The 10,905-nt window shown below is 70.3% G+C and carries 11 protein-coding genes and 1 rRNA gene; 10 read left to right on the top strand and 2 right to left on the bottom strand.

The window, feature by feature from the left end; all coding sequences use genetic code 11:
- Window positions 1-22 precede the first annotated feature (22 nt).
- The 3 genes from rrf to VM306_RS17200 all read left to right on the top strand — a co-directional run bounded on the left by rrf (window position 23) and on the right by VM306_RS17200 (window position 4,738).
- Window positions 23-139 (top strand): 5S ribosomal RNA (rrf, locus tag VM306_RS17210).
- 118 nt (window positions 140-257) lie between these two features.
- Entirely contained in the window at window positions 258-1,799 is a 1,542-nt protein-coding gene (locus tag VM306_RS17205; protein ID WP_325516003.1) for a dGTP triphosphohydrolase, read from the top strand.
- A gap of 146 nt (window positions 1,800-1,945) precedes the next feature.
- A complete protein-coding gene (locus VM306_RS17200; RefSeq protein WP_325516002.1) occupies window positions 1,946-4,738 on the top strand; it encodes a S8 family serine peptidase in 2,793 nt (930 codons plus the stop codon).
- A 166-nt stretch (window positions 4,739-4,904) separates the two neighbouring features.
- Here the strand turns inward: VM306_RS17200 and VM306_RS17195 are convergent, their stop codons facing one another.
- Window positions 4,905-5,531, bottom strand: coding sequence for a hypothetical protein (locus VM306_RS17195; protein WP_325516001.1), 627 nt, complete (start codon window positions 5,529-5,531; stop codon window positions 4,905-4,907).
- 559 nt (window positions 5,532-6,090) lie between these two features.
- Here VM306_RS17195 and VM306_RS17190 point away from each other — a divergent pair.
- Genes VM306_RS17190 through VM306_RS17165 form a run of 6 tightly spaced genes read left to right on the top strand, consistent with a single transcriptional unit; the run spans window position 6,091 to window position 9,210 of the window.
- Entirely contained in the window at window positions 6,091-6,615 is a 525-nt protein-coding gene (locus VM306_RS17190) for a hypothetical protein (protein WP_325516000.1), read from the top strand.
- Window positions 6,612-7,292: an acVLRF1 family peptidyl-tRNA hydrolase gene (locus VM306_RS17185; protein ID WP_325515999.1), complete on the top strand. Its 681-nt coding sequence runs from the start codon at window positions 6,612-6,614 to the stop codon at window positions 7,290-7,292. Before VM306_RS17190 ends, VM306_RS17185 begins: the two co-directional genes overlap by 4 nt.
- 31 nt (window positions 7,293-7,323) lie before the next feature.
- Window positions 7,324-7,728, top strand: a complete 405-nt coding sequence (locus VM306_RS17180) for a hypothetical protein (RefSeq protein WP_325515998.1) — start codon at window positions 7,324-7,326, stop codon at window positions 7,726-7,728.
- A 10-nt stretch (window positions 7,729-7,738) separates the two neighbouring features.
- Complete coding sequence (locus tag VM306_RS17175; protein ID WP_325516004.1) at window positions 7,739-8,242, top strand: SigE family RNA polymerase sigma factor; 504 nt, start codon at window positions 7,739-7,741, stop codon at window positions 8,240-8,242.
- Window positions 8,242-8,715: a hypothetical protein gene (locus tag VM306_RS17170; RefSeq protein WP_325515997.1), complete on the top strand. Its 474-nt coding sequence runs from the start codon at window positions 8,242-8,244 to the stop codon at window positions 8,713-8,715. The genes VM306_RS17175 and VM306_RS17170 overlap by 1 nt, the downstream gene beginning before the upstream one ends.
- An 18-nt stretch (window positions 8,716-8,733) precedes the next feature.
- Window positions 8,734-9,210 (top strand): GNAT family N-acetyltransferase, encoded by a 477-nt coding sequence (locus VM306_RS17165; RefSeq protein ID WP_325515996.1) that lies wholly within the window; start codon window positions 8,734-8,736, stop codon window positions 9,208-9,210.
- On the opposite strand, the gene VM306_RS17160 is transcribed toward VM306_RS17165, so the two are convergent.
- Window positions 9,123-10,058 (bottom strand): EamA family transporter, encoded by a 936-nt coding sequence (locus VM306_RS17160; RefSeq protein ID WP_414672401.1) that lies wholly within the window; start codon window positions 10,056-10,058, stop codon window positions 9,123-9,125. The two genes, VM306_RS17165 and VM306_RS17160, sit on opposite strands and share 88 nt — an antisense overlap.
- 80 nt (window positions 10,059-10,138) lie before the next feature.
- Between VM306_RS17160 and VM306_RS17155 the strand changes: the two genes are divergently transcribed.
- Window positions 10,139-10,905: LysR family transcriptional regulator (locus VM306_RS17155; RefSeq protein WP_325515994.1), on the top strand; the 767-nt coding region annotated here is incomplete at its 3' end.

Below are 10,905 nucleotides of genomic sequence, written 5' to 3'. Positions count from 1 at the left end.
GCTGGTTGTAATTTCATAGTGTTTCGGTGGTTATAGCGTTGGGGAAACACCCGGTCCCATTCCGAACCCGGTAGTTAAGCCCTTCTGCGCCGATGGTACTGCACTGGTTACGGTGTGGGAGAGTAGGTCGCCGCCGAACTTATTTCGAAAAGCCCCTGCGGGTCGAGCGTCACGAACGCTCCCCGCAGGGGCCTTTTCGTGTTGTGGTGCCCACGCCCTCAAGGGCTTCCGGGCATCGGCGGTATACCTTCTGAGCCATGCACAACGAGCAGCGCACCGCCCGTCGTTCCGCCGGCGTCGGACGAACCGCGGACCTCGCCACGAACCCGTTCCGCGTCGACCGCGACAGGGTCGCGAGCTCCCCGTTCTTCGCGCGCCTCGGCGGCGTGACCCAGGTCGTCAGCTCCACCGGGTCCGGCCTGCTCGTGCACAACCGCCTCACCCACAGCCTCAAGGTCGCCCAGGCGGCACGAGCCATCGCGGAGCGACTCACCAACCGCCCTGAGCTGACCGCGGTGCTCGAGAAGCTCGGCGGGTGCGACCCGGACGTCGTGGAGGCGGCAGCGCTCGCCCACGACCTCGGGCACCCGCCGTTCGGGCACCTCGGCGAGCAGGTGCTGGACCGGCTGGCGCGGCACCGGTTCGGCCTGCCCGACGGGTTCGAGGGCAACGCGCAGTCGTTCCGCATCATCACGACGACGGACGTCCGCGGGCCCAAGGCCCTCGGGCTCGACCTCACCGTCGCGGTGCGGGCGGCGATGCTCAAGTACCCGTGGACCCGGCACCAGCGGCTCGACCTGAACGTCGCGCCGCGCGGTGCGTCCGAACCGGACGACATGCCGGGCACGGGCAGTTCGAAGTTCTCCGCCTACGTGACGGAGATGAACGACCTGCGTCAGGCGCGGGAACCGTTCGAGGGCCGCGTCGAGCCGTGGCAGCAGACCGTCGAGGCGAGCGTCATGGACACCGCGGACGACATCGCGTACGCGATCCACGACCTGGAGGACTTCCACCGGGTCGGCGTCCTGCAGCACGCCACGGTCGCGGCTGAACTAGGCACGTGGCAGGCCCAGGCGCTCGATCTCGCGGGCCTGAGCGACGCCGAGCTCAGCGCGGAGATCCGCATGCCGGGACGGTCGCTGGAGACGTTGCGCCGGCGCATGCACCTCAAGGACTCCTGGGTGATGAGCGACGAGGCGTTCGCGCTCGCCGTCCGCAAGGTGAGCAAGGAGCTCGTGGACGGACTGCTGGCGGTGCCCTTCGACGGGTCGGTCGAGGCGGAGCAGGCGGTCGCCGGTTTCAGTGCGAGGTGGACGCGCCGGCTCGTCGACGCGGTCGGCGTGATCGAGGAACCGACGCCGAGGTCCGGTCACGTCGTGCTCGCGGTGGCGCAGTGGCACGAGGTCCAGGTGCTGAAGTTCGTCCACCGGCGCTTCGTGTTGCTGCGTCCGGACCTTGCGTTGCACCAACGTGGACAGGCGCGGCTTCTCAGCTCGCTCGTCGACGCGCTGGAACAGTGGGTGACGGACAGGGCGGAGGCGGATCGCTTGCCGCGCAGGCTCCACGACCTCGTCGAGCTGGCCGAAACGGAGTACGCGACGCTCGCCCGGACGGAGCCGTCCACACTGGTCGGCGCGACCGGTGAGATGCCCGTCGGTCCTGATGCCATCAGGGGGTTGGCACGTGGCCGTGCGGTGGTCGACTTCATCGCGTCCCTGACCGACAACCAGGCGGCCGCGTTGCTGGAAGCCCTTTCCGGGCGAACCGGTCAGTTGTGGACTGACGCGTTTGTTCTGTGAAGTGTGATTGCGTCTGCTCAGTGGGAACTAGCCCAATCGGATGCTGACTGTGATCACGCAAGCACCATACGTTGACGCCTCGACCGGGAATCTCCGGTCGCAGGCCGCGTGCTCGGGGGCACGCCAACGTTCGGGGGAGAGACCCTGTGCGCCGATCTCGAAGAGGCACGACGCTAGTCGCCGCGGGAACAGCAGTTCTTCTGGCCGCACTCACCGCCGTCACGCCCGCGTCCGCGGACCCGGTCAAGGCGTCGAAGTCCATCACCGACCGCACGGCAGCGCAGATCGCCGCGCTGCAGAGCATCAAGAAGTCCCTCACCCCTGCTGAGTCCAAGGTGGACAGCGCGCTCGTCGTGGAGTCGCGCAAGCGCGTCCAGGTGGGGACGACGAGCGCCCTTCCGCAGGTGCAGACCGGCGTTGCCGTGACGCCGCAGTCCACCACTCTCGTCGACATCCGCGCCAAGCAGTACTCGGAGAGTCTGGTCAACGCTGTCCGCGCGGCGGGCGGGCAGATCAGGGCCGTGTCCTCCGAGAACCGCACAGTGCGCGCCGAGGTTCCTCTCGCGAAGCTCGCCGAGATCGCCGGCCGTTCCGACGTCGCCCGCGTCGAGCAGGGCAGCGACGCGATGACCCAGGACGTGAAGAACAAGCGGGACGCCAAGTCCCGCAAGGCCGCTCCGTCCAAAGAGGACAAGGCTCGGGAGATCGAGCGCAGGCTCTCCGAGAAGCAGATGTCCGTCCAGGCGGCCAAGGTCGCCGAGAGCGACAAGGCCCACAACGCCGAGGCCGCGCGTGGTTCGTTCCACGTGACCGGTGTCGGCACGAAGCTCTGCGCCCTGTCCGACGGTGTCAGCTCGCTGGCCGTGTCGCAGGCCGCGGGCGAGCTGCCGGCCGTCGACGTCCTGACGGGTCAGGCGGGCTCCGGTGACGAGGGCACCGCGATGCTCGAGATCCTCCACGACCTCGCGCCCAACGCCGAGCTCGGCTTCGCCACGGCGTTCAACGGTGACGCGAGCTTCGCCGACAACATCAAGAAGCTGCGCTTCCAGCTCGGCTGCGACGTCATCGTCGACGACGTCATCTACTTCAACGAGTCGCCGTTCCAGGACGGCATCATCGCGCGGGCCGTGGACGCGGTCGCCGCCGACGGCGCGCTGTTCTTCTCCAGCGCGGGCAACCAGGGCAACGTCGCGGACGGCACCTCCGGCCACTACGAGGGTCAGTTCGTCGACTCCGGTGTCGGCGTCGGCAAGTTCGCGGGCACGGCCCACGACTTCAACCCGGACCCGAACGCCAAGCAGCTCTACGACCCGCTGTCGAACTTCTCCGGTGACACCCCCGTGGTGCTGCACTGGGCGGACCCGCTGGGCCAGTCGTTCAACGACTACGACCTGTACCTGGTCAACGCCCAGGGCAACGTTGTCACCTTCAGCCAGAACAACCAGGACGGCGCTCAGGACCCGTACGAGCGCATCAACACCCCGAGCACCTCGACGGGCACGCGCCTCGCGGTCGTGAAGTACCGCGGTGAGGACAGGTACTTCGCGTTGTCGCTGTTCGGTGGCCGGTTCGCCGACACCAACGACGGCCTCAAGAAGTACGTGACGCCGGGCACGACCCGCGGCCACTCCGCGGCGAAGGGCGCGATCTCGGTCGCGGCCGCTCCCGCCGCCGGGGCACTGCCGTTCGACCTGGAGCCGGGCGACCCGGCCAACCCGCGCGGCCCGTACCCGAACGCCTACGACAGCACGCAGAAGCCGGAGCGCTTCACCTCCGACGGACCGCGCAAGACGTTCTTCGCGCCCGACGGTTCGCCGCTCGCCGAGACCCGGCAGAAGCCGGACATCACCGCGGCCGACGGCGTGACCACGTCGGTGCCGGGCTTCGCGCCGTTCTTCGGCACGTCCGCCGCGGCCCCGAACGCCGCCGCCATCGCCGGCCTGATCCTGTCCGGCAACCCGACCCTGTCGCCCGCCGAGGTCAAGGAAGCCCTTGTCACCACGGCGATCGACATCGTCGAGTCCGGTGTGGACAACCGCACCGGCGCCGGCATCGTGATGGCGGACCGCGCTCTCGCCTACACGGGCGCCTCGCCCCAGGCCCTGGCCCGCGCGCAGAAGCCGACGATCGTGAACGACGCCGACGGAAGCGCCTTCCTCAAGCCGGGCACCACCGCGACCGTCACCGTCCCGGTGGCGAACAACGGTGACGGCGCGGCCGCGTCCACGTCCGTGGTGCTGTCCACGCCGACCGCCGGCGTGACCATCGCGCCGCGCTCGAAGTACTACGGCAACATCGACGTCGGCCAGACGGTGTCCAACACCTTCAAGGTGTCGGTCCCGGCTTCGGCAGGCCTCGGTTCCGCCGTGCGCCTCGACGCCCGTGTGACCTACGCGGGCTCGACCTCGCCCACGACCAACTCGTTCACGTTGCGCGTGGGTGAGCCGTCTCGCGAGTTCAAGACGTTCGCCTACGCCGGTGAGCCGGTGGCGATCCCGGACAACGACCAGACCGGTGTGTCCGTGTCCTTGCCCGTGACCGGTGTCGGGGCGGCGTCGAACCTGAAGTTCTCGGTGGACGGGGCCACCTGCTCCACTGCGGACGGGGCCACGACCGTGGGCATCGACCACACCTTCGTCGGTGACCTGGTCGGTACGTTGACCTCGCCTTCCGGGAAGAGCGTCACGCTGTTCTCGCGGGCGGGCAGCAGCGGCAACAACATCTGCAAGGCCGTGTTCGAGGACTCGGCTTCTCGGGCGTTCTCGACCGCCACCAGTGCGGACGCGCCGTTCACCGGGTCCTGGCTGGGCGGGGCGCCGTTGTCCTCGCTCACCGCTGATGGCGCGGATGGCACGTGGGTGTTCAAGGTCGCCGACGTCGTCGGGTCGGACCGCGGGTCGATTCGCTCGGTGACGCTCAGCGTTGCCGGGTGGGTGTGATCTTCGAGTAGGTGAGTCGCGGAAGGCCCCCGGCTTGTCGGCCGGGGGCTTTTCCGTGCCTGCCGGCCAGTACCCCAATGGTGCCGCGACCCTGCTGCAAGCGCGGAAAGCGTGAGGGGCGCCTCCCCAGTCGGGAAACGCCCCTCACTCAGTGCCTGAACACGATCTAGCGGTTCGGCCACTCCCAGCGGATGCCGAACACGCCCGGCCCGAACCCGAGTGCCACGGCGTGCACGCCGCCGCCCGAGTCCAGGGTCAGGTTGCGGCGGCGGGAAGGGGTCTCGTCGCCTGCTGGAACGCTGTACTGCTGCACGCGCGAGGGCAGGTTCGCCTCGTCGAAGCGGACCTCGATCACGTACTCCCGGACCGGGAGGCGGAACTTGCGCGCGAACGTGTTGTTGCCCTTCGGCGCGTGGCCCTCGGGGAACACCAGCTGGTACTCCATGATGAGGGTCTCGCCGCGGGTCAGCGGGCGTTCGAACATCATCTCCGCGACCATGATGTTCGCTTCGTGGTCGCGGGCGATGCGGCCCAGGTGGCAGTTGCGCACGTTCACGATCTCGGGGAGCACGTCGGACTCCTCGGTCTCGAACACGAGCGCCCAGCGATCGGGGCCGTCCTGTTCCGCTCGCAGGATCTGGCGCACCCACACCGACTTCTGGCCGCCGTCGGCGGAGATCTCGATGCGGTCGTGCTGGCTGATCCTGCCCAGTTTCAGGTCGGAGGACGTGTCGACCTTCGAGAGCAGGTTCGCGACCCGCTCGCGACGTGCCCACAGGGCGTCGATCGGCATCATCGTCGTCGGGCGGCATCGGCGGCCTCGTGGGCGAGGTGGGCCGAGCAGCGCCGAGAGACCCGATTGAGGTACGCCCAGGACCGACTCGAGGTGTCGCAGTGCCTCCAGTGATTCAGGACGTTCAGGCCTTCGCCGTCCTGACTGCCAGTAGCTGAGCGTCGCGACGCTGATGGTCACGCCGCGCAGTGCCAACCGGTGCTGAATGCGGTCGAGGCTGAGTCGGCTCGCCTTGATCGCGGCCCTCAACGCTTCCGGGAACGGTCCCGTCGTCAAGAGCTGCGTAAGGCTGCCGTGGCCCGTTGAGTCCGTCTCTTCAACGGTCAATGTTGGTCGACCGGCAGCAGTCGTCATGGTGACTCCCCGCTGTCATAAGATCACGCCCCAGTGACCCTACCCGTCCGTGAACATCGCTGGTCGGAGCCGGATGGAGTCAATGGTTAATCCATACGGTTGATGAGTTCACGCTTTCGAGACTCATCTGTCAAGCGATTCGAACCCATCGGTAACTTGCGCGTGCGTTCACGCCCCGTGTCGAGATGGCTCTAGTGTGTGCACGGTGAACGACCTCGACGTGCTGACCTCCGTGGCCGGCGCGGTGCTCGGACCCGGCTCGCACGCGGTCGTCGACCTTCTGGACGTGACGCCCGGCGTCCAGGTGGACGCGGTGCGGGCCGCGGACGATCTGCTGCCCAGGCTCGCGCACGAAGAGTCGCTCGCGAACATCCTCATGCTCGCCCACGCGTCGTTGCGTCCGGGCGGTGTCCTGGTGGCCGCCGTGCCCGAGCTCGACCGGCTCGGCGAGCTCCGGCCCACCGCCCCTCCGCCCAGGGTGCACGGCGACAGGGTCACCGTGCAGCTCTGGGACTGGGCTCCCGACGGCCTGTCTTACGGCCTGGAGGTCGTGACGCTGGTCCGGGGTGCGGCGGGGTGGGAGATCTCCGCCACGGCCTCCACGCGCCACAGGGTCCTCTCCGCCGGTGAGATGGACGCCGCGCTGCACGCCGCCGGGTTCACGGCGGTGCAGCGGCTCGCGCCGGGGGAGAGCGGCTACCGCGTGCCGGTGTGGGTGGCGGTCAGATGAGCCGTGTGCGGCCGGTTCCCGGTGGACGGGCCGTCGAGGTCGAACCGGAACGGGTCACGGGGTGGATCGGCAGGTTCGCCGACCGGCACGGGGCCGTGGACGTCCGGGTCTCGGACCGCGAGGTCGTCATCACCGCGGCGGACGGCGCGACGGCCACCTTCGCCACGCGCGGCGGTACCTCCGTGGAAGAGGTGGTGGAAGAGTTGATCGCTCCCCGCCGGATCGGGCTCGTGCTCGTGCGGCTCGGCGGTCACAGCGTCGGGGTGGCGTTCGGTGGCCGGGTCGAGGTGTCGGCCACGGACCGCAAGCAGGTGCACGGCCGCATCCGGGCGGGTGGCTGGTCGCAGCAGCGGTTCGCCCGGCGTCGCGAAGGACAGGCGCGCGTCGCGCTCCAGGCCGCCGCGGACGACGTGTTCCGCGTTCTCGTGCCGAGGCTCGCCCAGCTGGACGGTGTCGTCCTCGGCGGTGACTGGCAGGCGTTGGACGTGCTGCGCAACGACCGCAGGCTCACGGGCGTCTTCCGCATGGCCGAGGACCGCGTCCTGGACGTCCCGGAACCCCGGCGCACCGTTCTGGACGAGGCCGCGGAACGGGCCCGGTGCGTCGAGATCGTGATCCAGGACACAGGGGCAACCGGACGGCGGCCCGACCGCATGGGTACGGGTGAGGGTGCCTGATCCTGGCGCCACCGACCTGCTGGAGCCGCAAATGCGCAAACGAATGGTGATCGTGGCGGGAGCCGTTGCCCTGGGTGCCGTCGGCATCGCGGTGCCCGCGCTGGCGCTGAGCGGTGGCAGCTCGCCCGTGACCCCGCCGACGAGCTCGGCCCCGCAGCCCACGATCTCGACGTCGCCGGACTCCCAGCCGACCTCGGTGCGGCCGACGCCGCTGCCGACCACGCCGGGGCACCCGTCGACGACCGTGCTGCCGCCGACCTCGTCGCGTCCGCAGCAGCCGCCGACGACGCCCCCGATGACGTCGCCTCCGTCGACGCGGCCGCAGCCGACCACGTCGATCCCGACGACGCCCCCGATCTCGACCACGCGGCCCGGGCCGGGGTCGTGGACCCCGCCCGCGACGACGCCGCCGGTCTCCACGACCCCGGCCCGGTGAGGAGCCACCGCTGAACTGGGAGGCCGAGTTCACCGACTGCTTCGACCGGTACGCCGACTCGATGCGGTTCACCGCGTTCTTGATGAGCGGGAGCTGGCACGAGGCGGAGGACGTCATGCAGTCGGCGTTCTTGAAGCTCTACCTGGCCGGTCCGAAGCTCGCCGACCGGTCGGGGCTCGAACCGTACCTGCGCCAGATCGTCGTGCGGACGTTCCTCGCCGAACGCCGCAAAGTGCGGTGGCGCAGGGAGAAGCTCACCGACGCACCTCCCGAGGGCCTGTCCTCCGTCCCAGGGGCGGAGGACAGGCTCGTGGTGTGGCAGGCGCTCTCCGCCGTGCCCGCACGGCAGCGCGCCGTCCTCGTGCTGCGCTTTTGGCACGATCTCAGCGTCGAGGACACCGCGGCCGCGCTGAGCTGTTCGACGGGCACGGTGAAGTCGCAGAGCAGCAAGGGCCTGGAGACGTTGCGGCGCAAGCTGGGTCCGGAGTTCGACCACTTGAGGCTGGAGGTGTGATGGTTCGCGAGGACGACCTGCGGGCGACTTTCTCCGCTCTGCACGCGGAGGACGCCCCGCCGCGTGCCGTCACGGCAGCCGACCTGATCCAGCGCGGCCAGGCCGTGCGCACCCGGCGCCGCACCGTCGCGGTCGTCAGCACCGGTTTCGCCACGGTGGCCGTCGTGGGCGTGGCGCTGGCAGTGCTGCCATCCGCGGCGCCCACGGAACCGCTGGCGCCTCCCACGACGACGTCGCAGGTTCCGTTGACCACGGCGCCGCCACTGCCGACCTCGGTCGAGCCGACGCCGGACCCGACGACGGTGCCGCCGAACGTTCCCCCGCGGTCCAACCCCGCCACGACCCGGCCGGTGACGCCGCCGGCCGGGTCCGTGCCGCCGCCCAGCACGTCCCACCCGCTCCCGACGACGCCGAACTCCACGGTCTTCAGACCGGATCCGCCGGCGTCGACCACACCCCAGAAGTCGAACTGAGCGGCAGACTCCCGTGGCATGACAGCTCAGATCCGCCTCGTCGAGATCACCGACGCCAACCGCGACGCCGTGACCGCCGTGCGCGTGCATCCCGCGCAGGAAAAGTTCGTCGCGTCCGTCGCGACGTCGTTCCGGCACGCGCGCGAGAACCCCAAGGCCAACCCGTGGTTCCGCGCGGTCTACCGCGGTGACGAGCCCGTCGGGTTCGTCATGCTCAGCTGGAACCTCACGCCCGAGCCGGGACTGCGCGGGCCGTACTTCCTGTGGCGCCTGCTCGTCGGCGCCGGGCACCAGGGCCGCGGGTACGGCACCGCGATCCTGGACGAGGTCGTGGCGCTGCTGCGGGCGGACGGGGCGACCGAGCTGCTCACCAGCTGCGTGCCGGGGGAGGGCACGCCCGAGCCGTTCTACCGCGGGTACGGGTTCGTGCCGACCGGTGAGATCGACGACGACGGCGAGGTCGTCCTGAAGCTGGACCTCAGCGTCCGGTCGTGATGGCTCGCCGCGCGCTGGCTCGCGACGATCGCGGCCAGCGCGAGGGCGAAACCGGTGAGCTGCACCGCGTCGAGCGTCTGACCGAGCACGACCACGCCGAGCAGTGCGGCGACCATCGGTGAGAGCAGGCCGAGCATCGACACCGACGTGACCGGCAGCGTGGTGATCGCGCGGAACCACAGCACGTAGGCGAGCAGACCGCCGACGCCGCCCAGCCACAGGTAGCCGAGCACCGCGCCGAGGCCGATCGCGGGCGGTGGCCCCTCGAAGAGGAACGTCACCGGCACCAGGAACAGCCCGCCCGCCGTGAGCTGCCAGCCCGCGAACGCCATCGGGCCCACGCCCGCCGGCCTGCCCCACTTCTTCGTCAGCGTCACGCCGAGCGCCATCGTCGCCGCGCCGCCCAGGCCCGCCAGGACGCCGACCAGGTCGAACCCGGCCGCGGGTCCCAGCACCACGAGCCCGACGCCGAGCATCCCGGTCACACCCCACGCCAGCCGCCACGCCGACGGGCTCTCCTTGAGCAGGCCGACCGCCAGCAACGCCACCACCAGCGGCTGCGCGGCGCCGAGGGTGGCCGCGACACCGCCGGGCAGGCGTTCGGCCGCGATGAACAGGAACGGGAAGAACAGGCCGATGTTGAGCACGCCGAGCGCCGCGGCCCGTCCCCACCACAGGCCTGCCGGCAGCGTTTTCGTCAGAGCCAGCGCGACCAGTCCGGCGGGCAGCGCGCGGAGCAGTCCCGCGAACAGCGGGTGCCCGGCCGGCAGCAGCTCGGTCGTGACCACGTAGGTCGATCCCCAGACCACCGGCGCCAACGCCGCCAGCGCGATGCCTTTGTTTCTCACGTTCTCCAGTCTTGGACCGCTCGACCAATGAGTCCAACACATGCTTTTCATCTGATCCATCGTGATTCACGATTGATCGCGTGGACCTCCAGCAGATGCGGTACGTGGTGGCGGTGGCCGAGACGGGCAGCTTCACGAAGGCGGCCCGGCGGTGCCACGTCGTGCAGTCGGCGCTGAGCCATCAGGTCGCGCGCCTCGAACGCTCGCTGGGCGCGCGGCTGTTCGAGCGCACCAGCCGCAGCGTCCGCCTGACCCCGGCCGGCGCGGCGTTCCTGCCGTCCGCGCGGCAGTGCCTCGACTTCGCGCAACGGGCGGAGGCGGAGGTCGCGGCGGCGGTGGGGGAGGTGCGCGGACGGGTCGTGGTCGGCGTCATCCCGACCGTGGCGGCGGTGGACCTGCCTGCCGCGCTGAAGGCCTTCCGTGAGCGCTACCCGCAGGTGCGGGTGGCGTTGCGGATGCTGCCGAGCCACGAGCTCGTCTCCCTGGTGCGGGAGGGGGCGCTCGACCTCGCGTTCCTCGGGCTGCCAGCGGATGCGCGGCCCGAAGGCGTGCGGGGACACGTGCTGGCGCGTGATTTGCACGTTGCCGTGGTGTCGCCGTCACACGCGTTCGCCGGGCTCGAAAGGGTGACGTTGCCGGAGCTCGCCGCCGAGCTGTTCGTGGACTTCCCCCAGGGGTCGCCGGGGCGTGTGCAGTCCGACCAGGCCTTCGCCGGGGCCGGGCTGGACCGGGAGGTGGCGTTCGAGGTGACCACCGCGGAGCTGATGGCGGGCCTGATCCGCGAGGGGCTCGGTGTCGCCGTCCTGCCGTCGAGGTACGCGCCCCGGTTGGGCGGGGTGGTGACGCT

This window comes from Lentzea sp., from assembly GCF_035525475.1.
Lineage (GTDB): Bacteria > Actinomycetota > Actinomycetes > Mycobacteriales > Pseudonocardiaceae > Lentzea.
This window is presented reverse-complemented; position numbering and strand designations above follow the sequence as displayed.

Bases quoted from the DNA above. Each gene is read 5' to 3' on its own strand.
- VM306_RS17170 (WP_325515997.1), top strand. From the start codon at position 8,242: ATGGTTCGCGAGGACGACCTGCGGGCGACTTTCTCCGCTCTGCACGCG.
- VM306_RS17205 (WP_325516003.1), top strand. From the start codon at position 258: ATGCACAACGAGCAGCGCACCGCCCGTCGTTCCGCCGGCGTCGGACGA.
- VM306_RS17195 (WP_325516001.1), bottom strand. From the start codon at position 5,531: ATGCCGATCGACGCCCTGTGGGCACGTCGCGAGCGGGTCGCGAACCTG.
- VM306_RS17180 (WP_325515998.1), top strand. From the start codon at position 7,324: ATGCGCAAACGAATGGTGATCGTGGCGGGAGCCGTTGCCCTGGGTGCC.
- VM306_RS17185 (WP_325515999.1), top strand. From the start codon at position 6,612: ATGAGCCGTGTGCGGCCGGTTCCCGGTGGACGGGCCGTCGAGGTCGAA.
- VM306_RS17165 (WP_325515996.1), top strand. From the start codon at position 8,734: ATGACAGCTCAGATCCGCCTCGTCGAGATCACCGACGCCAACCGCGAC.